The organism is Methyloversatilis sp. (assembly GCF_965284615.1).
GTDB lineage: Bacteria > Pseudomonadota > Gammaproteobacteria > Burkholderiales > Rhodocyclaceae > Methyloversatilis.
In genome coordinates this window covers 3,358,178-3,373,735 of sequence record NZ_OZ260098.1, presented here as the reverse complement: position 1 = coordinate 3,373,735, position 15,558 = coordinate 3,358,178, and the positions used below count along the sequence as shown (strand labels likewise).

The 15,558-nt window shown below is 68.2% G+C and carries 14 protein-coding genes and 1 pseudogene; 3 read left to right on the top strand and 12 right to left on the bottom strand.

Going from position 1 to position 15,558, the window contains the following annotated elements:
• Nucleotides 1–242 precede the first annotated feature (242 nt).
• Entirely contained in the window at nt 243–4,265 is a 4,023-nt protein-coding gene (locus ACQ66H_RS16110) for a response regulator (RefSeq protein ID WP_430434859.1), read from the top strand.
• Nucleotides 4,266–4,269: 4 nt separating this feature from the next.
• Here the strand turns inward: ACQ66H_RS16110 and ACQ66H_RS16105 are convergent, their stop codons facing one another.
• From ACQ66H_RS16105 to ACQ66H_RS16080, 6 genes are all read right to left on the bottom strand, one after another.
• On the bottom strand, nt 4,270–5,394 hold the full coding sequence (locus ACQ66H_RS16105) for an HD-GYP domain-containing protein (protein ID WP_430434858.1): 1,125 nt from the start codon (nt 5,392–5,394) through the stop codon (nt 4,270–4,272).
• 145 nt (nt 5,395–5,539) lie between these two features.
• Complete coding sequence (gene pqqA, locus ACQ66H_RS16100) at nt 5,540–5,614, bottom strand: pyrroloquinoline quinone precursor peptide PqqA (protein ID WP_008060153.1); 75 nt, start codon at nt 5,612–5,614, stop codon at nt 5,540–5,542.
• A gap of 137 nt (nt 5,615–5,751) precedes the next feature.
• Nucleotides 5,752–6,309: a lipopolysaccharide transport periplasmic protein LptA gene (gene lptA / locus ACQ66H_RS16095; protein WP_430434857.1), complete on the bottom strand. Its 558-nt coding sequence runs from the start codon at nt 6,307–6,309 to the stop codon at nt 5,752–5,754.
• A complete protein-coding gene (lptC, locus tag ACQ66H_RS16090; protein ID WP_430434856.1) occupies nt 6,306–6,887 on the bottom strand; it encodes an LPS export ABC transporter periplasmic protein LptC in 582 nt (193 codons plus the stop codon). Before lptC ends, lptA begins: the two co-directional genes overlap by 4 nt.
• Entirely contained in the window at nt 6,884–7,414 is a 531-nt protein-coding gene (locus ACQ66H_RS16085) for a KdsC family phosphatase (RefSeq protein WP_430434855.1), read from the bottom strand. The genes lptC and ACQ66H_RS16085 overlap by 4 nt, the downstream gene beginning before the upstream one ends.
• On the bottom strand, nt 7,411–8,400 hold the full coding sequence (locus tag ACQ66H_RS16080) for a KpsF/GutQ family sugar-phosphate isomerase (RefSeq protein ID WP_430434854.1): 990 nt from the start codon (nt 8,398–8,400) through the stop codon (nt 7,411–7,413). The genes ACQ66H_RS16085 and ACQ66H_RS16080 overlap by 4 nt, the downstream gene beginning before the upstream one ends.
• A 143-nt stretch (nt 8,401–8,543) precedes the next feature.
• Here ACQ66H_RS16080 and ACQ66H_RS16075 point away from each other — a divergent pair, with 143 nt between their 5' ends.
• A complete protein-coding gene (locus ACQ66H_RS16075) occupies nt 8,544–10,514 on the top strand; it encodes a cation:proton antiporter (protein WP_430434853.1) in 1,971 nt (656 codons plus the stop codon).
• A 42-nt stretch (nt 10,515–10,556) separates the two neighbouring features.
• Here ACQ66H_RS16075 and ACQ66H_RS16070 read toward each other — a convergent pair.
• Nucleotides 10,557–11,274 (bottom strand): annotated as a pseudogene (locus ACQ66H_RS16070) (prepilin-type N-terminal cleavage/methylation domain-containing protein).
• 245 nt (nt 11,275–11,519) lie between these two features.
• Here ACQ66H_RS16070 and ACQ66H_RS16065 point away from each other — a divergent pair.
• Entirely contained in the window at nt 11,520–13,259 is a 1,740-nt protein-coding gene (locus tag ACQ66H_RS16065) for a sensor histidine kinase (RefSeq protein WP_430434852.1), read from the top strand.
• Here the strand turns inward: ACQ66H_RS16065 and ACQ66H_RS16060 are convergent.
• From ACQ66H_RS16060 to ACQ66H_RS16040, 5 genes are all read right to left on the bottom strand, one after another.
• A complete protein-coding gene (locus tag ACQ66H_RS16060; RefSeq protein ID WP_430434851.1) occupies nt 13,243–13,653 on the bottom strand; it encodes a DUF1499 domain-containing protein in 411 nt (136 codons plus the stop codon). The genes ACQ66H_RS16065 and ACQ66H_RS16060 overlap by 17 nt on opposite strands.
• On the bottom strand, nt 13,650–14,216 hold the full coding sequence (locus ACQ66H_RS16055) for a peroxiredoxin (protein WP_430434850.1): 567 nt from the start codon (nt 14,214–14,216) through the stop codon (nt 13,650–13,652). Before ACQ66H_RS16055 ends, ACQ66H_RS16060 begins: the two co-directional genes overlap by 4 nt.
• On the bottom strand, nt 14,213–14,635 hold the full coding sequence (locus ACQ66H_RS16050) for a VOC family protein (RefSeq protein WP_430434849.1): 423 nt from the start codon (nt 14,633–14,635) through the stop codon (nt 14,213–14,215). The genes ACQ66H_RS16055 and ACQ66H_RS16050 overlap by 4 nt, the downstream gene beginning before the upstream one ends.
• Nucleotides 14,632–14,991 (bottom strand): GFA family protein, encoded by a 360-nt coding sequence (locus ACQ66H_RS16045; protein WP_430434848.1) that lies wholly within the window; start codon nt 14,989–14,991, stop codon nt 14,632–14,634. Before ACQ66H_RS16045 ends, ACQ66H_RS16050 begins: the two co-directional genes overlap by 4 nt.
• A 74-nt stretch (nt 14,992–15,065) precedes the next feature.
• Nucleotides 15,066–15,455, bottom strand: coding sequence for a DUF3597 domain-containing protein (locus ACQ66H_RS16040; RefSeq protein ID WP_430434847.1), 390 nt, complete (start codon nt 15,453–15,455; stop codon nt 15,066–15,068).
• Nucleotides 15,456–15,558 lie beyond the last annotated feature (103 nt).

Below are 15,558 nucleotides of genomic sequence, written 5' to 3'. Positions count from 1 at the left end.
GCGCTGCGGTACGGGACGATGTATAGCCCCTCTGCCGTCTCCCGATCCGTAACCTAGGTCACCCTGCGCCGTGCCACGGGGGCCATCGTGCCCCGGTAATGGCCCCGAAGGGGTAGGCTCCAAGCTTGGTCAAGATGTGCGGCCGCCGGCCGATAACAAAGGGTCACCGGTGCGCACGCGGGCGGCCCCGTCCTGTTGACGGATCCGATGCCGGATGCCCCGCGCCAAAGAGAATACAGCCGATGCAAGAACCACCGTTCGAACAGGACACTGTTGCCTTCCAGCGTCGCTTCGTCGCGCTGGTCGCGATCTGGGTCGTCCTTTGTGCGCTGGTCACGCTGTTCGCGGCGCGCAGCGCCAGCCACGAATACCTGCTCGACGCGCAGGCGCGCAGCGCGCTGCGCCTGGACAGCCTGAACGAATCGCTGTCCTCCACCTTCCGTCAGCTGGCCGCATTGCCGGTGACCCTGGCGCGGCAGGATGCGCTGCAGAAGTATCTGGCGGCGCAGGCGGGCGAACAGGCGATCCGCGCGCTGCCGCCCGGTCCGGCGCTCCGGCAGCATCTGATGGAACGGCGCGACGCGCTCGGCGTGAGCAGCCTGCTCAACGCCGTAGCGCAGGATTTCAATCTCGGGCTGGTCTATCTGCTGGACGCCGACGGCAATGCCATCGCCGACAGCGGTTTCCACCTGCCGTACGCGGTGCTCGGGCTCAATTACGCCGATCGCGAGTACTTCCGTCAGGCGGTCAACGGCGGGATCGGACTGCAGTACCTGATGGGGCGCACGACGAATGTGCCCGGCTTCTACTTCTCGGCGCGGGTGGACGTGGTCGGGCGCCCGCCCGGCGTACTCGTGCTGAAGCAGGACGCCGAGACGATGCGCCATCTGTTCGGCGGCTACGACCAGCTGGCACTGATGGCCGATAACAATGGCGTGATCGTGCTGGGGTCGCCGCCCGAACTGGTGCTCAAGCGCTTCGCGCCGGCGATCGACGATCCGATCGACGACGCCACCCTGAAGGCGCGCTACGGTGTGGTACCGCCGGTGCTGCCGTGGCAGGGCGACGAAACCCGGCTGGACGACGGCACGTCGGCGCATCTGCAGGTGGTGGACGGCCTGCGCCATCTGGTGCTCGGACGCGCGATGGATGACTCGCCCTACACCGTCTGGGTGCTGCTCCCGCTGCGCGAGGAGGCAGCCCTGTGGCGGCGCCACATCGCCGGTGGCCTCGTGGTCGGCCTGCTCGGGCTGGCGCTGATCGCGCTGTGGTTCCGGCGCGAACGGCAGAATATCGACACCCAGCGCACGCGCCGCGAACTGCTCGAACTGGCCAATGCGCTGCCGCTCACCGTGTTCCGCTATCACCGCCCGCTGGGCCGCGGCGGACGCTTCGCCTTTATCGGTCACGGCGTCGAGGCGCTGTTCGGGCGCACGCCGGAACAGGTTGCCGACGACCCAGGCGCGCTGTGGCGCGCCTGCGGCATCGACGACGACAGCCCGCCGGTGCGTTCGCGTGAGCTGCAGGTGCGGACGCCGTCCGGCCCGCGCTGGCTGCGGGTGGACAGCACGCCGATGCCCGACGGCCGCGGCGGTACGATCTACAACGGCTACTGGCTCGACATCACCGAACGCAAGCTCGGCGAAGCCAAGTTCCGCGCGCTGTTCGAGCACTCCTTCGACAGCTATTTCTTCTACGACGAGGACGATGGCGTCATCAGCTGCAACCCGGCCACGCTGGCGCTGTTCGGCCTGCCGTCGGAAGAGGCGCTACGTGGCCGCGTGCCGTGGAACACACCACTGTCGCCGGCACGCCAGCCCGACGGCGAATCGAGCGCCGTCGCCGCGCGCCGTCTGTTGTCGGACGCCAGCGAGGCGGGGCGGCCACAGATGCGCGAATGGCAGTTTGCCGGCGCCGGCGATCGCGTTTTCACGGTCGAACTGGCGGTCATCCCCATCCAGCAGGGCTCGCGCCGGCTGTACTGCCTGATCGCGCACGACGTGACGCTGAAGAAGGAAGCCGAGGCCGCGATGTTGCGCGCACGCGATGCCGCCGAGGCGGCGGCGCAGCTGAAGTCCAGCTTCCTCGCCAACATGTCGCACGAAATCCGCACGCCGATGAATGCCATCCTCGGCATGACCCATCTGGCGCTGCGCGACGACATGTCGCCGCGCCAGCGCAACTACATCGAGAAGGCACACCGCTCGGCGCACGGCCTGCTGGCCATCCTCAACGACATCCTCGACCTGTCGAAGATCGAGTCTGGCCGCCTCGACATCGAGCACATCGACTTCCGGCTCGACACGGTGATCAACCACATGGTGGACGTGATCGGCGTCAGGGCGGAGGAGAAGGGGCTGGAACTGCTGTTCAGCGCCGAACCCGGGCTGCCGACGGCGCTGATCGGCGACCCGGTGCGACTCGGTCAGGTGCTGATCAATCTCGGCAGCAACGCGATCAAGTTCACCGAGCACGGCGACGTGATCATCGGTGTCGAACTGCAGGCGCGCGACGAACGCGCGGTCGAACTGCACTTCACGGTGCGCGATTCCGGCATCGGCATGGACGAGGCGCAGATCGCGCGCCTGTTCCAGCCCTTCACCCAGGCCGACAGCTCGATCACCCGCCGTTACGGCGGCACCGGCCTCGGGCTCACCATTTCGCGCCAGCTGGTCGAACTGATGGGCGGCCGCATCTGGGTGGACAGCGAACCCGGTCGCGGCTCGACCTTTCACTTCACCGCCCGCTTCGGTCTGCAGGCCAGCGCCGACGCCGTACCCGAGCGCCTGGCCGACACCATGCCCGGGTCGCACGTGCTGGTGGTCGATGACCACCCGGGCGCGCGTGATGTACTGGCGGCACTCTGTCGCGGCATCGGCCTCGAAGTCAACGTCGCCAGCGGTGGCGACGAGGCGCTGGACATGCTGGCCGCCGACGCAGGACGGCACGGACTCATGCTGATCGACTGGAAGATGCCCGGCATGGACGGCGTGCGCCTCGCCGAGGAATTGCGGCGACGCTGGCCGCAGCGCAGCATGCGGCTCATTCTGGTCACCGCGCTGGGCCGCGACGACGTCGCCACGCAGTCGGCCGGCCGTCATTTCGAGGCGGTGCTGCACAAGCCGGTCACCCCGTCGGCGCTGCTCGACGCGGTGTCGCAGGCCTACGGCCGGCGCGCCGACGCGCACGCTCCGACGCCCGGTGACGAACGGCTGGAAGCCAGCATGGCGGCGGTAGCCGGTGCCCGCGTGCTGCTGGTCGAGGACAACGAACTGAACCAGGAACTGGCGCACGACCTGCTCGAGCGCGCCGGCGTCGAGGTGGTGATCGCCGGCGACGGTCAGCAGGCGGTAGACCTGCTGGCTGGCGGCAGCCGCTTCGATGCGGTGCTGATGGATTGCCAGATGCCGGTGATGGACGGCTACACCGCCACCCGCACGCTGCGCGGCCTGCCTGGTCTGCAGAATCTGCCGGTGATCGCGATGACGGCCAGCGTGCTGGAGGCGGACCGCGCGCGCATGTACGACTGCGGCATGAACGACTGCATTCCCAAGCCGCTCGACGTGCCGCAGATGTTCGCCACGCTGGCGCGCTGGGTCAATCCGCAGCCCGGCGCCGACAGGCAGTCCGGCGCGGCGGCCCCGGCGACACCCGACGACGCGGTGCCCGCGCTGCCCGGCATCGACACCGAGGCCGGGCTGGCGCACTGCATGGGCAAGCCGCAGCTGTACCGGCGCGTGCTGCGCGCCTTCCTGCGCGGACAGCGCGATTTCGCCGCGCAGTTCGACGAGGCGCGCCGTGGACCGGACACGCAGGCGGCGGCGCGGCTGGCGCACACGCTGCGCGGCCTCGCCGGCACCGTGGGCGCGCACACGCTGCACGGGCTGGCGTCGGAACTGGAAGGGCTGCTGGCGCGCGAATCGGCCGACGCCGACATCGACGCCGCGGCGACGGCGCTCACCCGCGAGCTCGATGCGCTGATCGGCTCACTGCTGCCACATCCGTGGGTGGCCGACGAGGCCGTCGCTGACGGTGCACCGCCGGACCCCGGCCAGCTGGTGGAGCCCTTGCGCGCACTGGCGCAACTGATCGCCGACAGCGATGCCGAGGCGGTGGCACGCGCGCTCGAGCTGCAGCGCCTGCTGGCTGGATCGTCGCTGGAGTCGCTGGCCGCCTCGCTCGGCGATGCGCTGAAGCGCTACGACTTCGACCAGGCGAACGCTTGGCTGACCGCGCTGTACGAGCGCGCCGGCGTCCAGTCCTGAGGTCTCAGGCCGGTTGGGCGGCGCCTGCGCCGCTGTCGCCCGGTTCGGCCACCGGCACGTTGACGTCGGTCATCGGGCCGTGCGTGTCGGCGTAGGTGGCATTGATGCGCAGCATGTCCGGCAGCACCGACGGCAGCACCGCCATCAGTGCCGGGTCGAAGTGCAGGCCAGTGTTGCGGCCCATCACCTGCAGCGTGTCGTCGATCGGCATCGCCGGCTTGTACGGACGCGCGGTCATCAGCGCGTCGAACACGTCGGCAATCGCGACGATACGGCCGAACAGCGGAATGTCCTCACCGATCAGGCCGCGCGGGTAACCGCTGCCGTCGAAGCGTTCGTGGTGGGTGAGGGCGATGGTGCGGGCAGTCTGCAACAGTTCGTCGTCGTGCTCGCCGATGATTTCGGCGCCGATCTCCGGGTGCTGCCGCATTACCGCCCACTCCGCCTTGCTCAGCGGGCCCGGTTTCAGCAGCACGGCGTCGGGAATGCCGATCTTGCCGATGTCGTGCATCGACGCCGTGTTGAACAGCAGTTCGGTCGCTTCCGGCCCGAGGCCGATCGCCTGCGCGATCAGCCGCGCGTAATAGCTCATGCGGATGACGTGATTGCCGGTCTCGTTGTCGCGGAATTCGGCGGCGCGGCCGAGCCGGCGGATGATCTGCTGGCGTGACGCGAACAGTTCGGCGGTGCGCGCCCGCACGCGGTCTTCCAGCACCCGCGTCTGGTCGTACAGCGCCAGATGGGTGCGCACCCGCGCGGCGACGATGGGCGGGCTGATCGGCTTGGTGATGTAGTTGACCGCGCCCACCTCCAGCCCGAGGCGTTCGTCCTCGATCGAGGTCATCGCGGTGACGAAAATGATGGGAATGCCGCGCCGGTCCGGGTTGGCCTTGATGCGACGGCAGACGTCGTAACCGTTCATGCCGGGCATCATGATGTCGAGCAGGATGAGGTCCGGCGGCTCGGTCGAATTGACGATGGCCAGCGCCTTCTCGCCGCTGGTGGCCACCTTGACCCGGTAGTCCTGGCGCAGCAGGGCGCTCAGCAGGTCGATGTTTTCCGGCGTGTCGTCGGCAACCAGTATGGTCTGTCTGGTCGTCCGTCCCGCGCCCAGGTCTGCGTCCGTCACCGTCGTCTCCCGTAAGCCTTCGGCATGTTAATCACGGTTCGGTGATATCGGAACACCTGCGGTCGATGCAGTTCCCGCCCTGCGCGGGATGTACGGACGAAAAAAACGGCGGGGACACCGCCGTTTTTCCTGTTGCAGCCGCGTATCAGCGGTTGGCAACGTACATCGTGATCTCGAAGCCGAAACGCAGGTCGGTGGCCTTCGGGGTTTCCCAGTTCATATCTCTCTCCGTCATGTTGTACTTCTTGAAAAACACAGCGGTTGCCGTGTCTGGATCAGAGTATGAACAGGGAGCGAAGGCGCGACCTCCAGCCGCCGCTGAAAACCGGGTCATGATTTTCATGACCCGGCGACGCCTCACTCCTTCGGCGCCGACTTCGGCTGGATGATGGCGCGCACGCGCTTGGACTGGTCTCCAGCCGACGGCACCGACTTGGCGTCGCCCGAATTGGTGACCGTGTAGTTCTCGCTGATCGAGTTGTACTCGATGTACTGGCCGCGCACTTCGTCGCCGCCGCTCTTTACGTGGGCGCGCACGAAGAAGCGGGTGATTTCGGTCTTGGCGTCGTGCTCGATGCGCTCCGCCTCGCCCTCCATCCACAGGTCCTGGCCCTCGCGCTTCTGGCGGAAGCGGGCGAGGCCGCCTTCGCCGCCGGTGGCCACACCCTTCTGGTAGCCGGTGGCGTCCTGAGTCACCACGACGCGGTTGGCCTTGATGGTGAGCGTGCCCTGGGTGAACACCACGTTGCCTTCGAAGGTGTGCGTGCGGGTGCGGTCATCGACCGTCACCTTGTCCGCTTCCAGATTGACCGGCTTTTCGCGGTCGGCGCGCTCGGCGCGGGCGGGCATGCTAAGGCCGACGGCCAGCACGAGGTTGAGCAGGATCAGGCCGGTGAGGGCAGGGCGCAGAGTCATGGGCGGCGGGTTCTTTCGAGGGTGGCTTTGACGCGCGATTCGAGTATGTAGGTCTGTTTGACGCGGTCGGCGACCATGCCGACGCCGTGGGCGACCGATTTGCCCTGCGTCAGCTTCACCGGCTTGTCGGTCCGGGCGATCTCGTCGTCCGGGTATACGTTCAGCACGCTGGTTTCCAGCGTCATCTCCGGATTGCCGGGACTGGCTTCGCGCAACACGCGCACATTGTCGCGCAGGATGGCTTCCTTGCCATCCTTCAGCAGCTGCGCGCGATCGGCGCTGATGCGGGTCGGCGACTGCTTGCCGCGGTAGAGCAGCCGCGGCTGGTCCAGTTCGGTGCTGTCGTCGTCCGGGTAGTGACGCAGCTGCTGCGCGGTCAGCGTGTGCTGCACCTGGCCGGTGGGGTCGAAGCGGCGCACGGTGAAGTTGTTGACGATCACGTCCGGGTCGTGCCTGAGCTTGCCCGAGGAGGGGCGGTCGTTGACGCGCGTGGCGCGATCCAGCCACATGGTCAGGCCGACCAGCAGTATCAGGATCAGCAGCGGGAGCGCCTGCTGGACGTTGCGCTGAAGGTTCAACGCAGGCAGTCCTGCAGCAGCGCGTCGAGCGCGCCGCGGGCGTCGAGCAGGTATTCGCAGACTTCGCGCACGGCGCCGCGGCCGCCGTCGGCTTCGGCCACCCAGGCGACGTGCTGGCGCACGAAGAAGTGGGCGTTGGCCGGCGCGGCCGAGAAGCCGCAGGCGCGCAGCACCGGCAGGTTGACGATGTCGTCGCCCATGTAGCCGCAGTGCTCCATCGCGATGCCGCGTTCGGCCGCCAGCTCGCGCATCGCCTCACGCTTGTTCTCGACGCCGAGCAGCGCGGTGGTGATGCCGAGGTTGGCGGCGCGGTGACGCACCGCGGGCGACGAGCGGCCGGAAATGATGACCACCTCGACGCCGGCGCCAGCCAGCATCTTCAGGCCGTGACCGTCCAGCGTGTTGAAGCCCTTCAGCGAATCGCCGTCCGGGCCGAACCAGATGGTGCCGTCGGTCATCACGCCGTTGACGTCGAAGCCCATCAGGCGAACGTTGCGGGCGGCATCGAGTACGGAGGTTTCGCTCATATCACCTTGGCCTGCATCAGGTCGTGCATGGTCAGCGCGCCGGCCAGCGCGCCGTGTTCGTCGAGCACCAGCAGCTGGTTCACGCGCTGGGTTTCCATCAGGTCGGCGGCTTCGGCCGCCAGCCGGCCGGCCGGAATGGTGCGCGGGTGGCGGCTCATCACGTCGGCGACCGGCACGGTGCGCACGTCACCCAGGTGGTCGATGGCGCGGCGCAGGTCGCCGTCGGTAAACACGCCAGCCACAGCGCCGGCGTCGTCGAGCACCACGGTCATGCCCATGCCGCCGCGGGTCACCTGCAGCAGCGCTTCGGTGACGGTGGCGGCGACGCCGACGCTGGGCACCGCGTCGCGGGCGCGCATCACGTCGCGTACATGGGTGAGCAGGCGACGGCCGAGCGCACCGCCCGGGTGGCTGCGCGCGAAGTCGTCCTCGCGGAAGCCGCGTGCCTCCAGCAGCGCCACCGCCAGCGCGTCGCCCAGCGCCAGCGCGCAGGTCGTGCTGGCGGTCGGTGCGAGGTTGAGCGGACAGGCTTCGATCGCGACACCGGCGTCAAGATGGACGTTGGCCAGCGTGGCCAGCGTCGAGCTGGGCTTGCCGGTCATCGCGATGGTGCGGCCGCCCTGGCGGCGCACCAGCGGCACGATGGCCAGCAGTTCGGCGGTTTCGCCGGAATTGGACAGCGCGATCAGCACGTCGTCGCGGTGGATCATGCCGAGGTCGCCGTGCAGCGCTTCGGCGGCGTGGACGAAATAAGCCGGCGTGCCGGTGCTGGCCATCGTGGCGGCGATCTTGCGTGCGATGTGGCCGGACTTGCCCAGCCCGCTGACGATGACGCGCCCCGGGCTGTCGAGAATCAGGCGCACCGCCCTGGCGAACTCGTCGCCCAGGCGCGCCGACAGCGCTTCCAGCGCGCTGCCCTCGATGGCGAGCACGCGACGGGCGCAGGCCAGGATGTCTTCGTTCTTCGGTGGGGCAGGCTGTGTCATGCGTGGGGCGGGGTGTGCGAAGGCGTGTAATTGCCCGTACTACGGGCGCAAGGGCGATCGGTTATGATCGGCGCGGATTATAACAACCTGCTCCGACAGGCGGCCGCTCCCGGAAAGCGCTGACGGCCGAACACATCGTCACCATGTCTGCCCTCGAGCTGGTTCTACTGCTGCTCACCGCCTCGGTGCTGGTGGTCGGCCTCTTCCGCAGTATCGGCCTGCCGCCGATACTGGGCTATCTGCTGGTGGGGGCGCTGGCCGGCCCGCACGCACTGGCTTTCATTCCCGATACCGACGAAGCGCGCCACTTTGCCGAGTACGGCATCGTTTTCCTGATGTTCTCCATCGGGCTCGAATTCTCGCTGCCCAAGCTGTTCTCGATGAAGCGGCTGGTGTTCGGCCTGGGCGCAGCCCAGGTCGCCTTCAGCGTGCTCGGTGTGGTCAGCTTCGCCTGGCTGTTCGGTCTCGGTTTCAAGGGCGCGATCGCGGTCGGCGGCGCCATCGCGATGTCGTTGACGGCAGTGCTGATCAAGCTGCTGGTCGAGCGGCTGGAGCTCGATTCGGCGCACGGCCGGCAGGTGGTGGGTGTGCTGCTGTTCCAGGATCTGGCGGTCGTGCCCTTCCTGGTGGTCATCCCGGTGCTGGCGCTGGGCGCCGAGGAAAGCGTCGAGGCGCTTGGCCTAGCGGCGGTCAAGGCGGCGGTGGCGCTCACCCTCATCCTCTACCTCGGCCCGCGGCTGATGCAGCGCTGGTTCCACATCGTGGCGATGCGCAAGTCGCCCGAACTGTTCATGCTGAACGTGCTGCTGGTGACGCTGGGCATGGCTTTCGCCACCGAGGCTGCCGGCCTGTCGCTGGCGCTGGGCGCCTTTCTCGCCGGCATGCTGATCTCGGAAACGCAGTACCGCTACCAGGTGGAAGAGGACATCAAGCCTTTCCGCGACGTGCTGCTCGGGCTGTTCTTCGTCACCATCGGCATGAAGCTCAACCTCGCGCTGGTGTTCTCCGAGTTGTTCTTCGTTCTGGTGACGGTGCTGTTCATCCTGATCGGCAAGTTCGCGGTGGCCGCCGCCGCCTCGCGTTTCTTCGGTTCGTCGCCCGGCAATGCGCTGCGCGTTGGCCTGTGGCTGTGCGCCGGCGGCGAATTCGGCTTCGTGCTGATGGCGCTGGCCGACGCGGCTCACCTGATTCCCGACCGCATCCTGCAGATCGTGCTCGCCTCGCTGCTGCTCACCCTGCTCGTTGCGCCGATACTGGCCCACTACGCCGACCGCCTCGTGCTGCGGCTGGTGCCGTCCGAGTGGCTGCTGCGCTCAATGCAGCTCACCTCCATCGCCGCCCAGTCGCTGGCGACCGATGGTCACGCCATCGTCTGCGGTTACGGCCGCAATGGCCAGTACCTCGGCCGCTTCCTTGAAAACGAAGGCATTTCATTCATCGCGCTCGACCTCGATCCGGAACGCGTACGCGAGGCGGCGGCGGCGGGCGAAACCGTGGTGTTCGGCGACGCCGGCCGGCGCGAAACGCTGATTGCCGCCGGCATCGCTCGGGCATCCATCGTCGTCGTCACCTTTGTCGATACCGACGCGGCGATGCGGGTGATCCGTCTGGCCAACGAGTTGCGCGCCGACATACCGGTGGTCGTGCGCACCTTCGACGAGCGCGACTACGACAAGCTGTCAGCCGCCGGCGCCACCGAAGTGGTGCCGGAATCGCTGGAATCGTCGCTGATGCTGGCCACGCACGCGCTGGTGTTGCTGGGCGTGCCGCTGGCGCGGGTACTCAAGCGCATCCGCCAGTTGCGCGGCGATCGCTACCATCTGCTGCGCGGCCTGTATCGAGGTGCCGAGCATCTGGCTGAGGAGGCGGTCAGCGAGGCGCAGCACAAGCGGCTGCACTCGGTGGCGCTGGCGCCCGGCGCCTGGGCCATCGGCCACCGCATCGACGAATTCCATTTCGAGGACGTGCGGGTCGAGGTGAGCGCGATCCGCCGGCGCGGCATCCGCGCGCTCGAACCGAGTTCGGATCTGGCCTTCGAGAATGGCGACGTAGTGGTGCTGCTCGGTGAGCCCGCCGAACTGGCGCGGGCGGAATCGAAGCTGCTGAAGGGGTAGTCGAGGCAGGAAACGGGCGGCGGACGCCGCCCGGCGGGATGGTCAGTAGGCAACGCAGACCGTGTACAGATCGCTGCTGGTACGTTCGAGGTCCGGCGTGATTTCTATCGCAGTACCGCTGGCCGCACCGGCGCCACTGACCTGGGCCATCGCGCGCACATTGCCGGTGTTGGTGGCGCCGTCGTCCATGGTCGAGTTCGACCTGGCGGGCAAGTCGGGCGGAAATGCCGTCCGAGCAGATGAAGAAGGCGCCGGTCATCGGCACCGAGGCCGAACTGGGCGAGGTTGCCGAGGTGCTGGGTACGGAGATCGGCACGGCGCCCGTGATGCCGATGCGGCCGTTGTCGGCGTTTCTCGGGTAGTAGTTGCTGGTGGCACTGGTGTCGCTGGTGTCGCTGGTGCCGGTCAGCAGGTTGGCCATGCGCAGGTGCTGCCAGACGAGGAAAGATTCGTCGGTCGTGGTAGTCGAGTTCCAGTTGCCGCCGACGCGGCCGTTGCCGCGGGCTTCGCCGGACGGGCTGCTGGCGTTGGCGCCGCCGACATGCTGGGTGGCGGCGGGGTCGTCGCCCGGCATGAAGCGGAAGCGGTCCTGGTAGGCGTACACGGCGGTCGATATCGTGCGGAAATCATTGACCAGACTTTTCGCCTTGGCGCTGTTGATCAGTTCCTGCCCCTTGAGCACGCCGCCGAGCAGCAGACCGATAATGACCAGAACGATGGCGATTTCGACCAGCGTGAAACCGTTTTGCGTGGATCTCATGAAAGTCCTCCTTGATAGCCACACCACTGCACGATCCGTGCCCATTGCCGCCTTCCTGCAGCGGCGGTGTGCATCATGCTGAATCCGATACAGTTTTTTTCCTTGTCGCGGCGGTCGGGCGGTGCAGACGCGTCAGCCCGCGCCGCGCGGTCGCTGCGAACTGACCGTATCTCGACAGTTTCGTCATGTTCCGGTCACTTGCATGGCGGCCCGGTCGGGCGTCAACGCGCGGGCAGGGCGCAGCGGTGAGCCCGCGCGACGCGGCGCCGCAGACGCCACGCTTGCTCGGCTGGCTGACGCGCGTACGGCCCTGGCTGCTGCTGTGCGTGCTGGCCAGCCTGCACGGATTGCTGTGGATCGGCGATGACTTGACGGTGGCGCGGGTTGCACTGCTGTCGCACATCGGCCTGCTGCTGATGTGGCAGCCGCTGGTCGGCGCGCACAGCAGGCTGAACGCCCGCGCGCTCGTCCTGCTCGCCGTCGCGGTGCTCGCAATGGTCGTGTTCTACGGGCCAGCGGTGCTGAGCCTGTGGATGCTGCTGCTGGCCGGCCTGGTTGGCGGCAAGGTGTTCTTTTCGACCTCGCGCGGGCCGCGCATCTATTACCTCGGTGCGCTCGCCTATCTGATCACTGCGCTGTTTACCGTGGCCTTGCCGCGCGCGCTGCCGCCCGGGCTGTCGCTGCCGACCGGCATCGACACGCTCGGGCTGTGGCTGTCGCCGCTGGCGCTGACCGTCATGCTTGGCGTGCCCGGCCACGAACGCGCCGACCGCGACCGCGAAGTGCTGGATTTCGTGTCCGGCCTGTTCGTGCTGCTGCTGCTGGCGGTGCTGGCGCTGGGCACGCTGGCGGCCATGCTGATCGCCGGCGTCGACTATCTGCGCGCCTTGCTCGGCACGCTGACCGTGCTGGCCGCGATGCTGATGCTGCTCAGCTGGGCGTGGAATCCGCGCGGCGGTTTCGGCGGCCTGGGTGTGGCCTTCACCCGCTACGTGCTGTCGCTGGCGCTGCCCTACGAACGATGGCTGGAGAGCCTGGCCGCGCTGGCGGAGGAGGACGGCCGACCGGAGGATTTCGTCGCCCGCGCCGCCAATCGCCTGTCGGCACTGCCGCTGGTTGCCGGCGGCGAGTGGCGCACGCGCGGCGGCGGTCGTGCGCATGAAGGCCAGTTCGGCCGACGCGGTGCCCAGCGCTACGACTTCGAGCATCCGCTGCTCGAACTGGCCATCTTCACGCAGCGGCCGCTGTCCGGCGGTCTGGTGTGGCATTTCAATCTGCTGGTGCAACTGCTCGGCCAGTTCTATCAGGCCCGCCTGCGCGCTGAGGAACTGCGCCGCCTGAGCTACCTGTCGGCCATCCATGACACCGGTGCGCGTCTCACGCACGATGTGAAGAACCTGCTGCAGTCGCTGAATACGCTGTGCTACGCCGCGCGCGAAGCCGACGGCCCGGACGCGGCGGAGCGCGCCAACGCGCTGCTGGCGCGCCAGTTGCCGGTGATCACCGCGCGGCTCGAAGCGACGCTCGAAAAACTGCGCCGGCCGCAGCCGGCCGACGGCGAGTGGATGCCGGCGCCGGAATGGCTGCAATCGATGTCTGCCCGTTTCGCCGGTCACGGCGTGACGGTCGAGGGCGCGACCGAACCCGACCTGTGGCTGCCCGGCGCGCTGTATACAACGGTCGCTGAAAACCTGATCGCCAACGCGCTGCACAAGCGGCAGACCGAGCCGGGCATCTCCGTGGTGCTGCGGCTCGGCGGCGAGCGCCTGTCGGTCGAGGACAGCGGCAGCGCGATCGCGCCGGCGCTCGCCGATTCGCTGCTGCGCGAGCCGGTGAGCTCGGCCGCCGGCCTGGGCGTCGGGCTCTACCAGGCGGCCAAGCAGGCGCAGTCGGCCGGCTTCGCGCTGCGGCTGGACCACAACCACGCGGGCTGCGTGCGCTTCGCGCTCGAGCCGGCGCCGCGTCCGCTCAGTGCGCCGGGCTGAGTGCGGCGCGCAGCGCGTCCATCCGTTCCCGGTTCACGCCGAAGTCGTAATGACCGCTGCGCGCACCGCTACGGTAGCGGATGACGCGCGCATCGGCATCGATGACGAATTCGGCGGCGTTGACGAAGCCGAACACGCGCGAGCGGAACTCCGCGGCGATGAAGCCCGGCTCTTCGCGCGTGATCGCACTGCGCGGTTGTGCGGCGATCGCACGGCGCAGTGCGTCCTGTGCCTCGGCCACCGTGCCGGCGAACGGTATCGGTGCCATCTGCGCCTTGCCGGAGGCCCCGGTTGACACGCAGTTCGGCTTGTCGGGGCAGGGCGTCAGCGCGGGCGGTGCGGCGATCGCCACGGACGACAGCAGCGCGAGCAGCGGCACGGCGGCGATCTTCATGACGGTCTCCGTGCGTGCAGCCAGGCGACCACGTCGGCCGCATTGCGGTCCGGCGGAAACACCGGATAGAACACCTTGACGATGCGCGCCTGCTCGGCGATCAGCGTGAGCCGGCGGTACAGCGTGCGGCCGTCCGCCTGGAACACCGGCAGCTTCAATGCGTCGCGCAGCGCGAGACCACTGTCGCTGAGCAGCGGGAAGGGCAGATGCAGACGCGTGGCCGCCTCGCGCTGATAGTCGCTGTCCTGCGTACTCAGGCCGAACACGCCGGCGCCGAGCGCTGCCAGCTCCGCGTGGTGATCGCGGAAGGCGCAGGACTGCGGCGTGCAGCCGCGCGCACCCGGAATCGCGTCCCAGCCCTCGGGCAGCGGAACGCCGGGGCGGCCGGTCATCGGATAGATGTAGATCACCTGCAGGCCGGGCAGCGTCGACAGCTCCACCGTGCGGCCGTCGGTCGCCGGCAGCGCGAGTGCCGGCAGGTACCGGCCTTCGAGGTGGCGGGCAGCGCCGTCGTCGGTCGGCACCGGCAGTTCGGCGGGCAGGGTGGTCAGCGGGGTGGTCATTCCGGTAGTGCCCAGTGCGGATTCCAGGCCACCTCCCACAGATGGCCGTCGGGATCGGCGAAGTAGCCGGCATAGCCGCCCCAGAAGGTATCGCGGGCGGGCTTGACGACGCGGCCACCGGCGGCCTTTGCTTCGGCCATCAGCACATCGACCTCGGCTTTCGACGCCACGTTGTGCGCCAGCGAGAAGCCGGTCGGGTCGGCCGCGCCGGCGGTGATGCCGGCGTCGTCGGCGAGGCTGGTGCGCGGCCACAGCGCGAGCTTCAGCCCGGGCTGCAGATCGAAGAAGGCGACCGCACCGTGTTCGTGCTCGGCGCCGACGATGCCTTCGGTTGACCAGCCCAGGCCGTCGCGGTAAAAGGCGACGGCGCGCGCCAGGTCGTCGGTGCCCAGCGTGATCAGCGTGATGCGCGGCCTCAAAGTGCGCGCCCGTCGTAATGCTTCACCGGCAGCGATTCGATGTTGACGTCGTTGACACAGCGCACATTGATCGCTGCGCTCTGCACGCCGTCCGGCCGCGTACCCTCACCGAAGGGGTGGATGCCGCAGTGCGGACAGAAGCGGTGCTTGATCACGTGCTTGTTGAACGAGTAGCTCGCCATGTCGGATTCGGACGTCTTCAGTTTCAGCGCCGCGCGTGGCACGAACCACATCAGCGCGCCCTTGCGCCGGCAGATCGAACAGTTGCAGGCGACGACGCCCGTCAGTTCGCCAGCGAGTTCGCCATCGACTTCGAAGGCGATCCGCCCGCAGTGGCAGCTTCCGGTGTAGTTCATGCTGGACTCCTTGCAGTGCGGCCCGGTCTTCGCGATGGAAGCGCCGGGCCGATGAGCTTCTATGTCAGCAGACCCTAGAGCAATTCCTTCGGGATGTTGCCGCCGTTCTCGGCCAGCTTCTGCAGCACGGTCTTGTGCAGCCACATATTCATCTTCGCCGAGTCGCCCATCTTGTCCTGCGGGCACCCCAGCTCGGTCGCCAGCGTCTTGCGAGCGTCCAGGCTGCTGTCCAGGCCGAGCAGCTTCATCAGGTTGACGATGGACACCTTCCAGTTCAGCTTCTGCGTATTGGCCGCGGCCAGCGCCTCCAGCTTCGATACGACATCGACCTCGGAAATCGCCACGGGTGCAGGCGCAGCCGGCGCGGCGACAGGTGCCGAGGTGGGTGCGGGCGCGGCAGCCGCAGGTGCATCATCCTTCTTGCCAAAACCGAGCTTTTCCAGAATGGTGTTGAACAGGCCCATGGCGGACTCCTCTCTTCGCGGGTGAGTGAGGCCCCCCGGGGATGTGCGTGAAACCCGGGCGGAGAGCCCGGTGCTGCGCGAGGGGGCGGGCGATGCATCCGGC

Excerpts from the sequence above, each read along its gene's own strand:
- ACQ66H_RS16110 (WP_430434859.1), top strand. The coding sequence starts at position 243 with ATGCAAGAACCACCGTTCGAACAGGACACTGTTGCCTTCCAGCGTCGC.
- lptA (WP_430434857.1), bottom strand. The coding sequence starts at position 6,309 with ATGACTCTGCGCCCTGCCCTCACCGGCCTGATCCTGCTCAACCTCGTG.
- ACQ66H_RS16085 (WP_430434855.1), bottom strand. The coding sequence starts at position 7,414 with ATGAGCGAAACCTCCGTACTCGATGCCGCCCGCAACGTTCGCCTGATG.
- ACQ66H_RS16080 (WP_430434854.1), bottom strand. The coding sequence starts at position 8,400 with ATGACACAGCCTGCCCCACCGAAGAACGAAGACATCCTGGCCTGCGCC.
- ACQ66H_RS16075 (WP_430434853.1), top strand. The coding sequence starts at position 8,544 with ATGTCTGCCCTCGAGCTGGTTCTACTGCTGCTCACCGCCTCGGTGCTG.
- ACQ66H_RS16060 (WP_430434851.1), bottom strand. The coding sequence starts at position 13,653 with ATGAAGATCGCCGCCGTGCCGCTGCTCGCGCTGCTGTCGTCCGTGGCG.
- ACQ66H_RS16055 (WP_430434850.1), bottom strand. The coding sequence starts at position 14,216 with ATGACCACCCCGCTGACCACCCTGCCCGCCGAACTGCCGGTGCCGACC.
- ACQ66H_RS16045 (WP_430434848.1), bottom strand. The coding sequence starts at position 14,991 with ATGAACTACACCGGAAGCTGCCACTGCGGGCGGATCGCCTTCGAAGTC.
- ACQ66H_RS16040 (WP_430434847.1), bottom strand. The coding sequence starts at position 15,455 with ATGGGCCTGTTCAACACCATTCTGGAAAAGCTCGGTTTTGGCAAGAAG.